Annotated in this window: 18 protein-coding genes; 3 read left to right on the top strand and 15 right to left on the bottom strand. The window is 72.1% G+C overall.

The features are described 5' to 3' along the window. Positions 1 to 10 precede the first annotated feature (10 nt). The 4 genes from FG385_RS15375 to FG385_RS15360 are packed head-to-tail and all read right to left on the bottom strand — an operon-like array spanning position 11 to position 3,400. Positions 11 to 1,372: an NAD(P)/FAD-dependent oxidoreductase gene (locus FG385_RS15375; RefSeq protein ID WP_139097399.1), complete on the bottom strand. Its 1,362-nt coding sequence runs from the start codon at positions 1,370 to 1,372 to the stop codon at positions 11 to 13. After that, positions 1,353 to 1,619, bottom strand: a complete 267-nt coding sequence (locus tag FG385_RS15370; RefSeq protein ID WP_139097398.1) for a (2Fe-2S)-binding protein — start codon at positions 1,617 to 1,619, stop codon at positions 1,353 to 1,355. Before FG385_RS15370 ends, FG385_RS15375 begins: the two co-directional genes overlap by 20 nt. Further along, on the bottom strand, positions 1,616 to 2,746 hold the full coding sequence (locus FG385_RS15365) for an FAD-dependent oxidoreductase (protein WP_235022590.1): 1,131 nt from the start codon (positions 2,744 to 2,746) through the stop codon (positions 1,616 to 1,618). Before FG385_RS15365 ends, FG385_RS15370 begins: the two co-directional genes overlap by 4 nt. 21 nt (positions 2,747 to 2,767) lie before the next feature. Beyond that, positions 2,768 to 3,400, bottom strand: coding sequence for a class I SAM-dependent methyltransferase (locus FG385_RS15360; RefSeq protein WP_139097397.1), 633 nt, complete (start codon positions 3,398 to 3,400; stop codon positions 2,768 to 2,770). A gap of 28 nt (positions 3,401 to 3,428) precedes the next feature. Here FG385_RS15360 and FG385_RS15355 point away from each other — a divergent pair, with 28 nt between their 5' ends. Then, complete coding sequence (locus FG385_RS15355) at positions 3,429 to 4,367, top strand: 5'-3' exonuclease (RefSeq protein ID WP_139097440.1); 939 nt, start codon at positions 3,429 to 3,431, stop codon at positions 4,365 to 4,367. On the opposite strand, the gene FG385_RS15350 is transcribed toward FG385_RS15355, so the two are convergent. From FG385_RS15350 to FG385_RS15340, 3 genes are read right to left on the bottom strand one after another with little or no spacing between them, the layout of a single operon-like run. Then, a complete protein-coding gene (locus FG385_RS15350; protein ID WP_139097396.1) occupies positions 4,356 to 4,994 on the bottom strand; it encodes a GOLPH3/VPS74 family protein in 639 nt (212 codons plus the stop codon). The genes FG385_RS15355 and FG385_RS15350 overlap by 12 nt on opposite strands. Further along, positions 4,981 to 5,205 (bottom strand): hypothetical protein, encoded by a 225-nt coding sequence (locus FG385_RS15345; protein ID WP_139097395.1) that lies wholly within the window; start codon positions 5,203 to 5,205, stop codon positions 4,981 to 4,983. The genes FG385_RS15350 and FG385_RS15345 overlap by 14 nt, the downstream gene beginning before the upstream one ends. 2 nt (positions 5,206 to 5,207) lie before the next feature. Continuing rightward, positions 5,208 to 6,098 carry an SPFH domain-containing protein gene (locus FG385_RS15340; protein ID WP_139097394.1) on the bottom strand — a complete coding sequence of 297 codons (891 nt, stop codon included), beginning with the start codon at positions 6,096 to 6,098 and terminating at the stop codon, positions 5,208 to 5,210. 82 nt (positions 6,099 to 6,180) lie between these two features. Between FG385_RS15340 and FG385_RS15335 the strand changes: the two genes are divergently transcribed. Further along, the gene (locus FG385_RS15335) at positions 6,181 to 7,173 is read left to right on the top strand and encodes an ABC transporter ATP-binding protein (protein ID WP_139097393.1); all 993 of its coding nucleotides are present in this window, start codon (positions 6,181 to 6,183) and stop codon (positions 7,171 to 7,173) included. Continuing rightward, on the top strand, positions 7,170 to 8,351 hold the full coding sequence (locus FG385_RS15330; protein ID WP_139097392.1) for an ABC transporter permease: 1,182 nt from the start codon (positions 7,170 to 7,172) through the stop codon (positions 8,349 to 8,351). Before FG385_RS15335 ends, FG385_RS15330 begins: the two co-directional genes overlap by 4 nt. A 16-nt stretch (positions 8,352 to 8,367) precedes the next feature. On the opposite strand, the gene FG385_RS15325 is transcribed toward FG385_RS15330, so the two are convergent. From FG385_RS15325 to tatA, 8 genes are all read right to left on the bottom strand, one after another. After that, positions 8,368 to 9,573, bottom strand: coding sequence for a GNAT family N-acetyltransferase (locus FG385_RS15325; protein ID WP_139097391.1), 1,206 nt, complete (start codon positions 9,571 to 9,573; stop codon positions 8,368 to 8,370). Positions 9,574 to 9,616: 43 nt separating this feature from the next. Then, positions 9,617 to 9,997, bottom strand: coding sequence for a DUF4333 domain-containing protein (locus FG385_RS15320; protein WP_160148809.1), 381 nt, complete (start codon positions 9,995 to 9,997; stop codon positions 9,617 to 9,619). 31 nt (positions 9,998 to 10,028) lie between these two features. Then, positions 10,029 to 11,228 (bottom strand): GNAT family N-acetyltransferase, encoded by a 1,200-nt coding sequence (locus FG385_RS15315; RefSeq protein ID WP_139097389.1) that lies wholly within the window; start codon positions 11,226 to 11,228, stop codon positions 10,029 to 10,031. 41 nt (positions 11,229 to 11,269) lie between these two features. After that, the gene (locus FG385_RS15310; protein ID WP_139097388.1) at positions 11,270 to 11,824 is read right to left on the bottom strand and encodes a DUF4333 domain-containing protein; all 555 of its coding nucleotides are present in this window, start codon (positions 11,822 to 11,824) and stop codon (positions 11,270 to 11,272) included. 68 nt (positions 11,825 to 11,892) lie between these two features. Then, complete coding sequence (locus FG385_RS15305; RefSeq protein WP_139097387.1) at positions 11,893 to 14,643, bottom strand: DEAD/DEAH box helicase; 2,751 nt, start codon at positions 14,641 to 14,643, stop codon at positions 11,893 to 11,895. Positions 14,644 to 14,686: 43 nt separating this feature from the next. After that, on the bottom strand, positions 14,687 to 15,529 hold the full coding sequence (locus tag FG385_RS15300) for a diacylglycerol/lipid kinase family protein (RefSeq protein ID WP_139097386.1): 843 nt from the start codon (positions 15,527 to 15,529) through the stop codon (positions 14,687 to 14,689). 3 nt (positions 15,530 to 15,532) lie between these two features. Continuing rightward, positions 15,533 to 16,498, bottom strand: coding sequence for a twin-arginine translocase subunit TatC (gene tatC, locus FG385_RS15295; protein ID WP_139097385.1), 966 nt, complete (start codon positions 16,496 to 16,498; stop codon positions 15,533 to 15,535). A 22-nt stretch (positions 16,499 to 16,520) separates the two neighbouring features. Further along, a complete protein-coding gene (gene tatA, locus FG385_RS15290; protein ID WP_139097384.1) occupies positions 16,521 to 16,814 on the bottom strand; it encodes a Sec-independent protein translocase subunit TatA in 294 nt (97 codons plus the stop codon). Positions 16,815 to 16,816: the final 2 nt, after the last annotated feature.

Here is a 16,816-nt window from a genome sequence, read left to right as displayed (position 1 = left end):
AGCATTCCTTTCAGTCGTGGGCCAGTGCGCCCAGCGTGATGGGCTGCGCGATGGGCCGTGTGGCGACGGCGAGCAGATCCTGTTCCGCCGGCTGCCTGCCGCACGCGTCGGCGACGAAGCACGAGGTCGCGTACCCGCACACCCGTCCCTGACACAGCCCCATTCCCGGCCTCGCCATGAGTTTCACCGAACGGGCATCCGTCGCGCCGAGCTCTACAATGGACTCGCGGACGCGGTCCACGGTCACCTCTTCGCACCGGCACAGCTGCGTCCGGCCGTCGAGCCAGTCCAGCCAGCCACGCCGTACCGGATGCACCTCGTGCAGCGCGGCCGCGAACGCCCGGTTCGCTCGGCGCCGCCGCAGCAACCGGCCGACACGTGCACCGTCCGGCTCCGCCCCGATGGTCGTCAAGGCCGCGTGTAGCCCCGCCAGCTCACCCTCCACAAGGGACAGTGGCGCGCCGCCGACCCCGCACACCTCCCCCGCCAGGTATACGCCGGGCACGCTCGCCCGCTGCTGTTCGTCCGCGCACGCGACAAGGCTGCCGTCGCGGTCGGCACGCGTCGAGCACCCCAGTTGCAGCGGGATTTCCAGCTGCGGCGTGAACCCGTAGCCGACCGCGATCGCGTCACAGTCCACCTCGCGTTCACGCACCACTCGCCAGCCCTCGTCGAGGACGGCGACGGTCGCCGAGGAAACGCTTTCCGTGCCGTGCGCGGCGGTCACCGTCGTCCGGGTCCGGTACGGGATCCGGTGGCGCGCCAGGGTTCGCAGGTACCCGGCGCCCTCCGCGAGCTTCCCCGGATTGGCCGCCAGCGCGCCGGGATGCCGGGCGAAACCGGTGGGAGCGCCCGCCTCGAACACGCCGACGACGCGCGCGCCCGCCTCGGCGAGCCCGGCGGCGACCGGCAGCAGGAACGGACCCGTCCCGGCGACCACGATCCGCCGCCCGGCGGTCACCCCGTGCCCCTTGAGCAGGGCCTGCGCCCCGCCCGCCGTGAAGACCCCCGGCAACGTCCAGCCGGGGAACGGGAGCTGCCGGTCGTAGGCCCCCGTGGCGATGATCAGCGTCCGGCACGCGATCTCACCGCCACAGGTGTGCACGGTGAACCCGTCACCGGTGCGTTCGACATGCCAGACCTGGTGTCCACCAAGGAATTCCGGCGCGCCCGCGCGGAGTCGCGTGAGGACGGACCAGTGGTGATGCCCGCGCCCGGTGTCGCCTTCGCGATGCCGCCAGTACTGCCCGCCCACCCGGGCGTTGCCGTCGATCAGCGCGACCTTCGCACCGGCGCGGGAGGCGGCGACCGCGGCGGCGAGCCCGGCCGGGCCCGCGCCGATCACCGCGATGTCAGCAGGCGAACTCGCCATGCCCGGCTCCTTCCTGCGGCTCGATCCGGTCCCCCGCCCGCGCGTCGGTCAGGCAGGCCCGCTGATTCGGCCTCCCGTTGACCACGACGAGGCAGTCGAAACACACGCCGATCCCGCAGAACACCCCGCGCAGCGCGCCTTCGTGCCGGGTGGTGCGCCAGGACCGGTACCCGGCGGCGATCAGCGCGGCCCCGATGCTCTGCCCCGGTTCGGCCTCGATCTCCTTGCCGTCGAAGGAAAACGTCACGCGACCTCCTCGAACCGGTCCGGCCGGAACGGGCTCAGGTCGAGATCCGGCCGCGCGCCCGACACGACCTGCGCGACGAGGCGCCCGGTCCCGGCGGACAGCCCGATCCCCGCGCCCTCGTGCCCGCACGCGTGCACGAGCCCGGGCACGCGCGGGTCCTCCCCGAGCACCGGCAGATGGTCGGCGCAGTAGGGGCGGAATCCGAGGTAGGCGCGCAGCAGCGCGACTTCGGCCAGGAACGGGAAGAGGCCGATCGCCTGCGCGGCGAGCTTCCGGACCACCGGCAGCGAGAAGGTCCGGTCGAACCCGACGCGCTCGCGGCTCGCGCCGACCAGCACGGTGCCCGCCCGCGTGCCCTCGACGACCACCGAGGTCTCGAGCCCTTCGTCACCGCTGGCCACGTTCGCCACGTAGTCCGCCGTGTATACCTTGTGCCGCACGACGACCGGCAGCGGTTCGGTGACCAGCACGAATCCGCGGCGCGGCAGCACCGGCACGGGCGCACCGGCGAGCGCGGCGATCTCGCCGCCCCAGGTACCGCCGGCGTTGACCACCCACTGCGCCGTCAGCGGCCCCGCGCTCGTCTCGACCCCGGCGACACGCCCGCCTGAGTGCCGGAAGGCCAGTACTTCCGTTCCCGTGTGGACGGTCGCACCCCGGCGCCGGGCCTGGCGCAGCAGTTCAGCCGCCGCGAGCATCGGCTGGACCTGCATGTCCTGCGGGTAGTACGCGCCGCCGCAGACCTCGCGCGTGAGGTTCGGCTCCAGCCCGGCCAGTTCGGCGGGGGACACGTCGATCGCGTCGACACCGCTGTCCCGCTGCTCGGCGGCGAGCTTCGCCAGCCCGGCCGCGGCCTCCGGTGCCCGCGCCACCACGACGCCGCCCTTGTGCTCCAGTTCGAACCCGCCCGGGCCGAACCGTTCGCCCAGCTCCGCCCACCGCCGCACCGAGTACAGCGCCAGGTCCAGTTCGGCGCCGGGCTCCTTGTCGGAGACGAGGATGTTGCCCTCACCGCCGCTGGTGGTGCGGCCCGCGATGGCGCCACGGTCCACCACCGCGACATCCAGCCCGGCCTCCGCGCAGAAGTAGGCGCACGCCGCGCCGACCATTCCCGCGCCCACGACCACGACATCCACGGCAGTAGTATGTCACATTGCACTGGGCTTCCGGGCGAGCCCGTGAATCCGCGGCGCGACGACGGACACCTTCGCGCCCGGCGGGAAGATCAGATCGCGCACGTGCTCGATCTCGAACCCGGTCGCGCGGATCGTCTCCAGCGTCCGGCGGTTGGGATGGCACCCGCCCATCAGCCGGGGCCAGACGTGATCCGAGAGGTCCTGGAACCGGGCCCGCACCGGCTGCCGCGCCCGCACATGCTCGTAGAACCGCAGCTCGCCGCCAGGTCTGAGGACACGCCGGAACTCGACCAGCGCGGCCACCGGATCGGGCACCGAGCACAGCAGGCCGGACACGACGACGGCATCCTGGGAGGAGTCCTCGACGGGCAGCGCGTCGGCGAAGGCGTCCACGAGCCGGACCGGCACGGGCGCCCTGGCCGCCGCCCCGGCCGCCTTCTCGCGCATGGTGGGTTCCGGCTCGGCGGCGGTGAGCTGCTCGACCCCGGCCGGGTAGTGCGGCAGGTTCAGCCCGGTGCCGACCCCGACCTCGAGCACCCGCCCGGACACCCCGGCCAGCAGCTCCGCGCGCAGCCGGGCGTTGCCGCGGGCCTCGTTGCGGCCGCCGTAGCGGGCGAACCACCAGGCGAACAGGCGATTCTCCATGCCGTCCCCTCTCCCGTTCTGGCAGGCTGTGCCCGTGACGTTAGCCCTGCTGGACTCCGCGAGCCTGTACTTCCGCTCGTTCTATGCGCTGCCGGACTCGATGACTGCGCCCGACGGCACCCCGGTCAACGCCGTGCGCGGGTTCGCCGACACCGTCGCGCGCATCCTCACCGACCGCCGGCCGACCCGGCTCGTCGCGTGCCTGGACGCCGACTGGCGCCCGCGATTCCGCGTCGATCTGCTGCCGAGCTACAAGGCGCACCGGGTAGCCGATGCCGAGGCCAATGTCGAGGAGGTGCCCGACACGCTGACCCCGCAGGTGCCGGTCATCCTGGAGCTGCTCGACGCGGTCGGCCTGGCCACGGCGGAGGCCGAGGGCTACGAAGCCGACGACGTCATCGGCGCGCTCACCGCACGCGAGAAGTCGGACCCGGTCGAGGTGATCACCGGGGACCGCGACCTGTTCCAGCTCGTCCGCACCGAGCCGTCACCCGCGTCGGTGATCTACGTCGGCAAGGGCTGGGCGAAGGCGGAGGTGCTCGGCCCGGCGGAGGTCGCGGAACGCTACGGGGTGCCGGTGGCCGGCGCGGGCCCCGGTTACGCCGCGATGGCCGCCCTGCGCGGCGACCCGTCCGACGGGCTGCCCGGGGTCGCGGGTATCGGCGAGAAGACCGCGGCGAAGCTGATCACCCAGTTCGGCTCGGTCGAAGCGCTGCTGGACGCGGCGAAGTCGGGCAGCAAGGAGCTGCCGCTCAAGATGCGGCTCAAGATCACCGCCGCCGAGGACTACCTGAGCGTGGCCCCGACCGTGGTGCGGGTGGCCGTGGATGCGCCGGTCTCCCTCTCCGGCCCGGACGCCGTGCCGTCCGCGCCGAAGGACCCGGACCGGGTGGCCGAACTCGCCGAACGCTGGAACCTCGGCGGCTCGGTGAAGCGGCTGCTGGCCGCCCTCGAATCAGCCTCCTGACGCGGCGGCGGCACGCTTCGAGGTGATCGCCCGGCGCAGTGCCTTCGCCACCGGCTCGACCGGCTCCCCCAACCGGTCGAGCCGGGTCTTGAACTGCCGCCGCTCGCGGCCGCCGAGCACCACCCGCAACTGCCCCGCGGCCGCGAGCGCGGCCAGCACCCCCGCGTCCCGGTCCACCCGCCCGGCCGCCTGCCCGCCGCGAACGGCACGCGAGACCTGCTCCGCGACGCGGCGCGCGGCGCGCGTGTCACGCAAAGTGACCCTGGTGTACGGGAACAGGCCGAGGATCCTCACCTGTTCCGTCTTGATCACATGGGCCTCCGCGAGCTGATCCCGCACCGCCGCGAAGATCTGGCGGCGGTCGTGACCCACCCAGCGGCGCCACGACCGCGGGCCGGCCGCTTCGATCCGCGACCACTGTTCGTCCAGCACCGGATCGCCGGCCAGCGCCGGTCCCGCCGCGACCGCCTTGCCGTCCTCGTCGCGCAACCGTCCATTGAGGACCAGTTCGGCGAGCGCGGCCGCGCGTAGCAGGTAGCCGAGATCGTCACGAGCGGTCAGGCGCTGCTTGCGCGGATCGAAGGCCAGCAGGAACATCTTCGCCGCCAAGGATTCAGGCGGATTCATCGGCTTCCCCCTCTTCGGTGTTCTTGCGCGGCCGTCCCCGCGGCCGCATCCTCCCGACGTCGCGCGGTAACCGCCCGGCGTCGGACAAAGCCTTGCGCAGCAGGAACTCTATCTGCGCATTGGTGCTGCGCAGCTCGTCGGCCGCCCAGCGCGCGAGCGCGTCGTGCACGGCCGGGTCGAGCCGCAGCAGCAGCTTCTTCCGTTCGGCCACGGTTACGAGTACAGGGTCCCGGCGTTCACCACCGGCTGCGTGTCCCGGTCACCGACCAGCACCACCATCAGGTTGCTGACCATGGCGGCCTTCCGTTCCTCGTCCAGGTCCACCACATCCTGCGACGCGAGCCGGTCCAGCGCGGTCTGGACCATGCCAACGGCCCCCTCGACGATCCGCTCACGCGCCGCGACGATCGCGCCCGCCTGCTGGCGGCGCAGCATCGCCTGGGCGATCTCCGGGGCGTAGGCCAGGTGCGTGATCCTCGACTCGATCACCTTCACCCCGGCCGACGCGACCCGCGCGCCGATCTCCCCGCGCAGCTTCTCGGTGATCTCGTCGGCGTTGTCCCGCAGGGACAGCACGCCCGGTTCGGTCGTGTCGTACGGGTAGGCGTTGGCGATATGCCGCACCGCGGTCTCGCTCTGGATCGCGACGAACTCCACGAAATCGTCCACTTCGAACAGTGCCTGCGCGGTGTCGCGCACCTGCCACACCACGACGGCCGCGATCTCGATCGGGTTGCCGTCCAGGTCGTTCACCTTCGCCACGCCGGTCTCGTGGTTGCGGATCCGGGTGGACACGCGCCGCCGCGCGGCGATCGGGTTCACCCACTGCAGGCCGTCGGTGCGGACGGTCCCCGCGTACCGGCCCAGCACCTGCACGACCCGCGCCTCACCGGGCGCGACCGGGGTCAGCCCCCGCAGCAGCGCCAGCCCGGCGAGCGCGAGCACGATCCCGAGCGCCTTCAGCCCCGCGTTGCCGGTCACCAGCAGCGCGACACCACCCGCGAGCAGCACCAGGCCCACCGCGAACATCAGGAACCCCGGCACGCTCCCGGCCCGGCGCTCCTCGATCCGCGGCACCGGCATCTCCACAGCGGTCTCGGTCATCTCTTCCCCTCGATTCGGCTTGCGTCCTCCGCCGAGGACTAGCATAGTGATATCACATTTTCCGTCACTGAGGGGAGCAGCCATGAGCGACCGTCGTCTGGAGATCGACCGGCTGTCCAAGCGATACGGGGGGACCGTCGCCCTGCGCGAGATGACGTTCGACGTGCGCGCGGGCGAGCTGTTCGGGTTCGTCGGGAGCAACGGGGCAGGGAAGACCACGACCATGCGGATCGTGCTGGGGGTGCTGGCCGCGGACGGGGGCAGCGTCCGCTGGGACGGTAAGCCGATCACGCTGGAAACCCGCCGGGTCATCGGCTACATGCCCGAGGAGCGCGGCCTGTACCCGAAGATGGAGGTCGGCGAGCAGCTGACCTACCTCGCCCGGCTGCACGGCCTGCGCGCGCCCGCGGCCCGCCGCGCCGCCGACGAGTGGGCCGAGCGGCTGGGCGTGGCCGGCCGCCGCGACGACGAGGTCCAGAAGCTCAGCCTCGGCAACCAGCAGCGCGTGCAACTCGCCGCCGCACTCGTGCACGATCCGCGGATTCTCGTGCTCGACGAACCGTTCTCCGGGCTCGACCCGGTCGCGGTGGACATCATGAGCGAGGTCCTGCGGGACAAGGCCCGCCAGGGGGTGCCCGTCGTGTTCTCCAGCCACCAGCTGGATCTCGTGCAGCGGCTGTGCGACCGGGTCGGCATCGTCCGCAGTGGACAGATGGTGGCCTGCGGCACGGTGGACGAACTGCGCACGGGCGGCGCGGAGCGGCTCGTCGTCGACGCCCCGCTGGCGCCGCCGCGCTGGACCGAGTCGCTGCCCGGTGTGCAGCTGCTCACCCGCCAGGGCACCCGCAGCGAACTCGAACTGGCCGAAGGCGGCGACGATCAGGCCGTGCTCAAGGCCGCGCTCGCGACCGGGCCGGTGCACGAGTTCGCGCGGCGGCGGCCGTCGCTGACGGAACTGTTCCGCAGCGTGGTGACCGAGGCCCCGCACGAAGCGGGTGTGACGGAGGAACGCCCGCGCTGGAGGACCGATGGGGTGCGGGAACTCCCGCATAGCGCCGAAGGAGTGACCCGATGAACAGCTGGAACTCGATCAGCCTCGTCGCCGGCCGCGAGATCACCACGCGGCTGCGGTCGAAAGCGTACCTCGTCAGCACGCTGGTGATGATGATCGTGCTCATCGCGTTCGCCGTGGTCATGAAGCTGATCAGCGGCAGCGTCTCCGAGACGACGGTGGGGTTCACCGCGCCGAACGCCGTCCTGTCCGCGCCGCTGCAGGTGAGCGCGAAAGCCGTGGGCGAGAACGTGACCACGCGGCAGGTCACCGAAGCGCAGGGCCAGGACGAGGTGCGCAGTGGCTCGCTCGACGCGCTGCTCGTCGGCGACGGCACGCACGTACGGGTCGTGGTGAAGAAGCAACTGGACTCCGGGCTGCGCAACGCGCTCAACGTGCTCGCGAACCGGCTCGCGCTCGACCAGCAGATCACCGCGCTCGGCGGTGACCCGGCGCGTGTCAACGCCGCGGTCGCGAGCGCTTCGGTCGACGTGCAGCCGCTGGAGCAGCCGCGCCAGTACAACTCCCAGCAACTCGCGCTCGGCATCATCGCCGGGGTGCTGATCTACCTGTCGCTGATGATCAACGGCCAGTCGGTGGCGCAGGGCGTGGTCGAGGAGAAGACCAGCCGGGTGGTCGAGTTGCTGCTCGCCACGATCCGGCCGTGGCAGCTGATGGCGGGCAAGGTGCTCGGCATCGGCGCGGTGGGGCTCCTGCAGATCCTGGCCATCGCGATCGCCGGCGTGATCGCCGGGATCGCGACCGGGGTGCTGACGATTTCGGTGTCGGCGGCCGCGGGCACGGTGGTGTGGCTCATCGTGTGGTACCTGCTGGGCTTCCTGATGTACTCGATCGTGTTCGCGGGCCTGGGCGCGCTGGTGTCCCGGCAGGAGGACGTCGCCGGCGCGGTGACCCCGGCGCTGATGTTCGTCGTCGCCGGGTACGTCGTCGGCATCTCGATCCTGCCCTCGAACCCGGGCAGCGGGCTCGTCGAGATCCTCTCGGTGATCCCGGTGTTCGCGCCGACGCTGATGTCGATGCGCCTGGCGATGGGCGGGGTACCGGCGTGGGAGGCGGGCGTTTCCGTCGCGCTCGTGGTGGTGCTGATCCCGGCGCTGATCTGGCTCGCCGGCCGCATCTACCGCAACGCGGTGCTGCGCACCGGCGCCAAGGTCAAGCTCCGCGACGCCCTGGCCGCCTGACCCACCCCCGCGGGGGTTAGAAGCGGGTGCCGCAGTGTGGGGTTAGTGGCGTCTCGAAGAGGCGGTCCGCGGCGGGGAGCGCCGCCGGGTTCAGCACCTCGACCCGGCCCAGCGCGGCGAGCAGGCTGGGCGCGCGGTCGCCCAGGTACAGCATCCCGAACGCCTCGGGGCCGAGCCGGAGGCCGGCGGGCGCGCCGGTCCGCTCGGCTCCGTCGGGCGAGATGCGGTACCGGCCGGAGTTGGCCGCCAGCAACGGATCCACGAACTCGATGACCACCGGCGCGGCCTGGCCGTAGGCCCGCGCGGCGAGCGCCGCCGGTACGTCCAGCACGCGCAGCCACGTGTTGTCCTCCAGCCTGGTGACCTCGCAGGCCCGCGGATCGGTGAGCAGCAGGCCGATCGGCTCGTCCAGCGGCCGGTACGCGACGACCTGCCCGACCAGGTCCACGCCGAGCAGGAACCGCCACAGACCCACGAGCGCGCCGAGGTTCGCGGCGTGCAGATCGGCCGCCAGTAGTGCCACGCCCGCCTCCGGCCGGTCCAGCGTCCGGCGATCATGCGGTTTGTACAGAACGAAACCGTCGTCACCGTCAGGTCCACTGTGGACGGCGGTGACATGCTCGTCGATCATCCGCGGATGGCCCCAGGACCACCAGCGCTCCGTGCGCGCGATCATGCCGGGGCGGTGCAGGCCGATCCGGTCGTACAGCGCGGGCAGCAGCTCGTGCGCCTCGTCGGGTTCCAGCAGCCGCACGGTGCCCCCGGCCGGAGCGTCGTCGCGGAACCGGGCGTGCGAGGTGTCGATCCGCAGGGACTTCCAGCGTGCCGAGACGCCGTAACCGAAACGGCCGTAGATCGTCGCCTCGCTCGCGCGCAGGTACGCCACAACCTCACCCCGATCGGCACAGTCACGCAGCTGCGCGTGCATCAGCGCCGTCGCCACCCCGCGCCGGGTGCGGTCGGGACGGACGCCGACCCCGTCCACCGCGGCGGCGGGCACGGCCTTGCCGCCCGGCACCGCCAGTTCCGTGCCGAACGAGCTGGCGGCGCCGATCACCGCGTCCCCGTCGAATGCGCCGAACTTGCGGTCGGCCGGGAACGCGGAGGCCAGCCTTTCCCATTCCTCGTCGGTCAGTCGCGGATCGTGGAAGGCACGGCCGAGCATCTCGTGGGTCGCACGCTGCTCGCCCTCGCTCAGCAAACGGATCTCGAAGTCGGTCACTCCCGTGATACTGCCCGCTCCCCCGCCGCGAAGCATGCGAATTTCACTTCGGCGCGGACACCTGGTAGGTACCGTCGGCGGTCTGCACCGTCAGCGTGACGGACTTGGGTTCGCCCGCAACCGTCACCGCGCAGTCGAAGGACACGCCGACCTGCACGGCCTGCCCGGACGGGCAGCGCACCCCCGTCACGTCGGTGAGCCCGTAGGACTGGGTGAGGACCTGGCGCACGCCGTTCTGCAGCGCCCCGGTGTCGAACACGCGCGGCGCCGGGGGCAGGGTCGTGCCGGCCGAAGGCGCGCCACCGCCCGACGTGCCGCCCAGCGAGGTCGGCGGCGGCTGATCGCCGCCGGAGGAATCGCAGCCGGCGAGTAGCATGACGCCCGCGCCGGCCAGGCCGGCCCAGAATCGGGCACCCCGAGACACGGTTCCCCCCGAGCTCCGAAGTCCAGTGTGGTCAGAAGTGTGTACCACACCAGGCCGGCGGGCGGGTGGCGAACAGCCGGTCCGCGCGCTCGGCGTCATCCGGCCCGGCTACCTGGATCCGGCCCGCCGTGACCAGCGCGGAGGCCGCCCAGGCGCCGAAGTACAGCATCGCCAGCGCGTCCACGCCGAGCCCCAGCTGGGCGGGCGCCTCGGCCCGAGTCACCCCTTCTGGGCCGACGCGGTAACGGCCCGAGTTCGCCGTCAGCACCGGATCGGTGACCTCCAGTACCACCGGCTCACCCTCGTACTCCCGCGCGGCCAGTGCCGCCGGGACGTCGACCAGGCGGAGCCACAGATCGTCACCGCCGCCGGTGACCTTCGCGGCACGCGGGTCGGCGAACAGCAGCGGGATCGGCTCGTCGAGCGGACGGCCCGGGGCCTCGATGGTGTCGACGAGATCGACGGCCAGCAGGTACCGCCACAGCCCGGCGAAGGCCTCCGCCGTCGCCGCACGCAGGTCCGCGACCTCCAAAATGGACGGATCCTGCCAGCTCTTCCGGTTGACACGGTAGATCGCGTAGCCTTCGGGCCCGTTCGGTCCATGGTGGACGATCGTCACCGGCGGGGTGTCCGACTGGCGCGCGGTCCGCTCCATCCCGGGCCACCAGTAGGCCGGGCGCGTCATGCTGCCAGACCGGGTCCGCGGCAGCCCGGCATACAGCGCCGGGAGCCGCTCGACCGCCGCGTCCAGGCGCAGCAGCTCGATCTCGCCGCCCGCCGGGACCTCGGGCCGCAGCACCGCGCGGCGCCGCTCGACCTGGTAGTCGTGCACGACGGTCGCCACCCCGTACCCGAACCGGCCGTAGATCGGCCCTTCGCTCGCGTACAGCGCCGCGAGCGGGACGCCACGCCCGGCCAGCTCGGTCAGCTGCGCGCGCATCAGCCGGCCCAGCACCCCGCGGCGGGTACGGTCGGCGCGCACGCCGACGCCGGTGACCGCGGCGAACGGCACGGGTTCACCGCCGGGCACGGTCAGCTCGGCGTCGAAGGAACGGGCGGTGCCGATCAGCTCCGTGTCGAACGCGCCGAGGGCCCGCCCCGGCTGGTACATCCGCTCGGCGTAGGGCACCTCCTCGTCCTTCAGCGGCGGGACGAGCAGGGCGGTGCGGAACAGGTCGGCGGCCTCACGGGTCTCGTCGGGCCGCAGGACGCGGACGGTGTAGTCGCTCACGTACCCGATCCTCGCGAAGGCCGGCACCCGCGGCCACCGGTTTACCCCTGGGGCCGGCCGACCTGGTAGTTGCCGGCGGTGTCCAGCACGGTGACGGTGACCTGCTGCTGCTTGCCGTTGACCGTCGCGGTGCAGGTGAACGTCGTGCCCGCCTTGACCTCCTGCTTCGCCGGGCAGGAGACGCTGTCCGCGGTGACCCCGTAGGTCGAGAGCGTCTGCTTGACCCCGTCCTGCACCGCGGTCTGGTCGAGCACCTTCGTGACGAAGAACCCGGGCGTCACGAACCCGGTGATGCCCAGCGCCACGAGCACGACGACCACCACGCCGCCGACGATCCACAGCAGCGTCCCCCGCCCCTTACGCTGCGGCGCCGGCGCACCGAACCCGGGCGGCTGCTGGCCGTAGTAGGGCTGCTGATACTGCTGTTGCGGCGGGTACCCCGGCTGTTGCGGGTACTGCCCGTACTGCGGCGGCGGCTGCTGCGGATAGCCTTGCGCGGGAAACCCGCCGGAGGGCGGGTACCCCTGCGGGGGCTGCTGGGGGTACGGCTGCTGGCCCCACTGCTGAGGGTCGTTGCCGCCGTATGGCGTGCTCATCGCGACTCCAATCCGCGCCCGTCTCGCTCTGCGCGATCCAACCACACGCCCAGGTGCACCCGGAAGCGCTACTCGGCCCCGGCCGCGACGACACCCCGCCGCAATGCCTTGACCGCCTTCGCGGCCGCCGCGCCGACCTGGTCGTGGCGGCCCAGCACGGTCCGGATCTGGTCGAGCAGGTCGATCACCTGGCGTGCCCAGCGCACGAAGTCACCCGCGGACAGCTCCTGCCCGTTGGCCGCGGCCGCGGTGAGCACCTGCTCCAGCGATTCCCCGCGGGCCCAGCGGTAGACGGGCCAGGCGAACCCGGGATCGGGTTCACGCGTGCGGTCGAGCCGGTAACGGCGCTCGTCCTCGGCCAGCTCCGACCACAGCCGCGCGGTGTCCTGCCAGGCCCGCGGCACCGCGCCCGAAGGCAGCCTCGCCTGGCCGGGCGAGTCCCGGCGCGCCTCGAACACCAGCGTCGACACGACGGCGGCGAGCTCGGCCGGGTTCAGGCCGTTCCACACGTCGTGGCGGATGCATTCCGCGGCGAGCAGATCCGATTCGCTGTAGAGCCGGGCCAGCCGCTGGCCGTGCTCGGTGATCCGGTTCTCGCCCTTGCCGAGGTAGCCCCGCTCGTCGAGCAGGTCGCGGATGCGGTCGAAGGCGCGCGCGAGCGAATGCGTTGTCGCGGCGACCCGGCGCTCCAGCTGCGCGGTCTCGTCCTGCAGGCGCTGGTACCGCTCGACCCAGCGCAGGTTCGCCTCGCGCTCGGCGAGCCCGTGGCACGGGTGCGCGCGCAGTTCACGGCGGAGCATCGCCAGCTCGGCGTCGTCGTTCGCACTCGACCGGCGACGCTGGCGCGAGGGAACCGAGATACCCGTGTTCCGCAGGCTGGACGCGATGTCCCGCCGGGTCTTGGGCGAGCGGAGCTCGACGTGCTTGGGCAGTTTCAGGCGCCCCAACGGTTCCACGGGTGCCGGAAAGTCCGAAAGGGACAGTGGCCCGGCCCAGCGGTCCTCGGTGACCACCACGGGGCGCGGTTCGCGGACCGGGTCGAGCCCCGGGTCGATCACGACCGCGAGCCCCGCGCGGCGCCCGGCGGGCACGGCGATCACGTCGCCCTTGCGCAGTTTCTCCAGCGAGTCCGCGGTGCTGGCCCGGCGGGCGGCGCCGTTCTGCCTGGAAAGCGCCTTCTCCCGGTCCGAGATCTTCTTGCGGAGCGCGACATACTCGAGCATCTCGTCGAAGTCGCCGGTGATCGCTTCGGCGTAGCCGTCCAGCGCGTCGCGGTTCTTCTCGATGCGCCGGGCCAGCCCCACCACCGACCGGTCGGCCTGGAACTGCGCGAAGGACTGCTCCAGCAGTTCCCGCGCCTTCTCCGGGCCGAGCTGGGCGACGAGATTGATCGCCATGTTGTAGCCGGGCCGGAAGGACGACCGCAGCGGGTACGTCCGCGTCGAGGCGAGCCCCGCGACCTGTTTCGGATCGACCCCGGGCTGCCAGACGACGACGGCGTGCCCCTCGACGTCGATCCCGCGACGCCCGGCGCGGCCGGTCAGCTGCGTGTACTCCCCCGGCGTCAGATCGACATGCGCCTCGCCGTTGTACTTGACCAGGCGTTCGAGCACGACCGTGCGGGCCGGCATGTTGATGCCGAGCGCGAGCGTTTCGGTCGCGAACACGACCTTCACCAGCCCGCGGACGAACAGCTCCTCGACGGTCTCCTTGAACGCCGGCAGCAGCCCGGCGTGATGGCTCGCGACCCCGGCTTCCAGCGCCTCGCGCCATTCCCAGTAGCCCAGCACGCCCAGGTCGCCCTCGGGCAGGTCACCGGTGTGCTCGGCGATGATCTTCCGGACCTGGCCGCTCTCCTCGGGCGTGTTGAGCCGCAGGCCCGCCCGGGTGCACTGGGCGACGGCCGCGTCGCAGCCGGCCCGCGAGAAGATGAACACGATCGCGGGCAGCAGCCCGGCGGCGTCGAGCCGGGTCAGGATGTCCACACGGGACGGTGGCCGGAAGCGCGGGCCGCGAAACTGCTGGCGCCCCCGGTTGCGCGGGCCCCGCGACCCGGCGGGAGCGTGCAGCCGCCCGACCTCCTCGACGCGCCGCAGCAGGCCCGGGTTCATGGCCTCCCCGGCGCCGCTGTCGACGGCGAACAGGTCCATCATCCGGTTGCCGACCATCATGTGCTGCCACAACGGAACCGGCCGGTGCTCGTCAACGACGACCGTGGTGTCCCCGCGTACCTCGACGAGCCACTCGCCGAACTCCTCGGCGTTGCTCACCGTCGCGGACAGGCCCACCACCCGCACGTACTCGGGCAGGTGGAGGATGACCTCCTCCCACACCGCGCCGCGGAACCGGTCGGCCAGGTAGTGGATCTCGTCCATCACCACGTAGCCGAGGTCGGTCAGCGCCGAGGAGCCCGCGTAGAGCATGTTGCGCAGCACCTCGGTGGTCATCACGACGATCTGCGCACTGCCGTTGATCGCGGTGTCGCCGGTGAGCAGGCCGACCGCTTCCGTGCCGTACCGGTCGACGAGATCGTTGTACTTCTGGTTCGACAGGGCCTTGATCGGCGTGGTGTAGAAGCATTTGCGGCCTTCGGCGAGCGCGAGGTGCACGGCGAACTCGCCGACGACGGTCTTGCCGGCGCCGGTGGGCGCGCACACCAGCACGCCGTGCCCGCCTTCGAGGGCTTCGCAGCCGCGGATCTGGAACTCGTCGAACTCGAACGCCGCCTCCGCCGCGAAACGGGTCAGCTGGGGATACCTGCCCCGGCGCCGCGAAGCCTGATAAGCCTCGGCCGGAGAGGGAGAAGGGCTAGCGGCCACCTCGCCAGGCTACCGGGGCGTCACGTCCACGGCTGAGGGCACGTCACGCGACCATGGTGAGCGCGCCGGGCACGCAGCGGGCGAGGACCGGCGAGGGGCCGAGGATCTCGCCGTCCGCGGCGACCGGGAGCTCCGCCCCGCCGAGCCGGATCTCCCGCGCGCGCAGCGTCCGGACCGCGCGGTGGGCCAGGTGGGCGCCGGTGCGCAGCTTCGGCAGCATCCGGACCAGGTCGAGGCGGCTCGCGGCGCCGACGATCGTGACGTCGAACAGGCCGTCGTCGGGCCGGGCCGCCGGGCAGATCGGCATCCCGCCGCCGTAGTAGGGCGTGTTCCCGATCGCCACCAGCGTCGCGTCGAGCTCGAACCGCTCGTGTTCGGTCTGGACCGTCACCGGCCGTGGCCGGAAACGGGCGAGTTCCGCGACGACCGCCACGTCGTAGCGGTGGGGCCCGCGAGGCCGGCGCAGGGTGGCCGCGCGGCGGGCGACCCCGGCGTCGAACCCCGCGCACAGCACGGTCGCGAACCAGCGCGAACCGGCCTTGCCGAGATCGAGGTGCCGCCGCCGGCCCTCACGCAGCCCGGTCAGCAGCGTTTCGAGGGAGCCGAGCGGGTCGAGCGGGATCCCGAGCGCGCGGGCGAAGTCGTTGCCGTTGCCCGCGGTCACCAGTCCCAGCGCCACGCCGGTGCCCGCGCAGTGCTGGACGGCCTGGTGCACGGCTCCGTCCCCGCCGAGCGCGACGAGCACGTCGAACCCGTGCTCCGGCAGCGCACCCGTGCACAGTTCGAGGTGCTCGACGTGCTCACGCAACCGCTCGGCGACCACGCCGGCGATGCTCAGAGCCGCCCCGCGCCCGGAGTCGCGGTGCACGGCCAGCGCCGCCCGCACGGCCTAGGTGATGTCGTCGGTGCTGGTCTTGCCCGCCGCCTCCGGGGCCGGTTCGTCGATCGTGCTCGGGGTGTAGTCGAACGGGGCGGCCTCGTCGTCGGGGACCTCGTCCCAGCCCTCTTCCTGGCGCCGGCGCTCCCTGCGCTTGTCGTTGATCCGCGCGATCTGGATCGCGACCTCGAACAGGACCGTCAGCGCACCGGCCAGCCCCAGCATCGAGAACGGGTCCGAACCCGGGGTCGCGAATGCGGCGAAGACGAACAGCAGGAAGACGATGCCGCGGCGCCACTTCTTCAGCTGGGCGTACTTGACCACCCCGACGAGGTTGAGCATGACCACCAGCAGCGGCAGCTCGAAGCTCACCCCGAAGATCACCAGCAGCGACAGTACGAACGAGATGTACTTGTCCGCGGTGAGCGCGGTGGTGAAGAAGTCGCCGCCGAAGCTCATCAGCGCCTTGAACGCGTGCGGCACCAGCAGGTACGCCAGGACCGCGCCGGCCGCGAACAGGACGCTCGCGAAGCCGACGAAGATCAGCGCGTACTTGCGCTCCTTCGAGTACAGGCCCGGGGCGATGAACGCCCACAGCTGGTACAGCCAGAACGGCGAGGTGAGCACCGCGCCGGCCGCCAGACCGACCTTCAGCTGGATCATGATGCCTTCGAACGGCGCCGTCTGCAGCAGCCGGCAGGTGCCGTCGGGCCCGATCGTCCCTGGCAGCAGGCGGTTCGCCGGGATCCCGCAGTACGGGCCGTTCATCAGCTGACCGAGCGACTCGACGGGACCGAGCCTCGTCTGGAACCAGACGAAGCCGAAGATGCCGCCGATGACGAGCGCGAGCAGGGCCCAGCCGAGCCGCCTGCGGAACTCGTAGATGTGCTCGACGAGCGTCATGGTGCCGTCGGGATTGTGCCGACGGCTGCGCTTGCGCCGCCGCGACCGGCGGCTTTCGGGGGCGGAGTCCGCCACTGGAACTAACCCCGTTCCCGCGTCAGCTGGCGTGCTTCTGCGCCTGGTCCTGCTGCTTCTTCAGCTCGTCGAGCTGGCGCTGCAGGTCGGCCACCTGCTGGTCGGTACCGGCAGGCTGGGCCGTCGCGGAGGGGAGCTCCTTCTTCTCGGGCTCGGTCGCGGTTTCCTCTTCGCGCATGTCCTTCGTCTCGGCCCGGAAGATCTTCATGGACTTGCCGATCGACCTGGCGGCGTCGGGAAGCCGCTTGGCACCGAACAGCAGAACCACCAACAGCACCAAGATGATCACGTGCCACGGCTGCAACCCGTTCAGCATAG

The organism is Amycolatopsis alkalitolerans, from assembly GCF_006152065.1.
GTDB lineage: Bacteria > Actinomycetota > Actinomycetes > Mycobacteriales > Pseudonocardiaceae > Amycolatopsis_E > Amycolatopsis_E alkalitolerans.
Note: the sequence above shows the minus strand (reverse complement) of the source record. Positions and strands in the feature narration are given on the sequence as shown.

What these genes read in the sequence shown, in the direction of transcription:
- FG385_RS15375 (WP_139097399.1), bottom strand. Translation starts at nt 1,372, where the DNA reads ATGGCGAGTTCGCCTGCTGACATCGCGGTGATCGGCGCGGGCCCGGCC.
- FG385_RS15360 (WP_139097397.1), bottom strand. Translation starts at nt 3,400, where the DNA reads ATGGAGAATCGCCTGTTCGCCTGGTGGTTCGCCCGCTACGGCGGCCGC.
- FG385_RS15350 (WP_139097396.1), bottom strand. Translation starts at nt 4,994, where the DNA reads ATGAATCCGCCTGAATCCTTGGCGGCGAAGATGTTCCTGCTGGCCTTC.
- FG385_RS15340 (WP_139097394.1), bottom strand. Translation starts at nt 6,098, where the DNA reads ATGACCGAGACCGCTGTGGAGATGCCGGTGCCGCGGATCGAGGAGCGC.
- FG385_RS15335 (WP_139097393.1), top strand. Translation starts at nt 6,181, where the DNA reads ATGAGCGACCGTCGTCTGGAGATCGACCGGCTGTCCAAGCGATACGGG.
- FG385_RS15330 (WP_139097392.1), top strand. Translation starts at nt 7,170, where the DNA reads ATGAACAGCTGGAACTCGATCAGCCTCGTCGCCGGCCGCGAGATCACC.
- FG385_RS15310 (WP_139097388.1), bottom strand. Translation starts at nt 11,824, where the DNA reads ATGAGCACGCCATACGGCGGCAACGACCCTCAGCAGTGGGGCCAGCAG.
- tatA (WP_139097384.1), bottom strand. Translation starts at nt 16,814, where the DNA reads ATGCTGAACGGGTTGCAGCCGTGGCACGTGATCATCTTGGTGCTGTTG.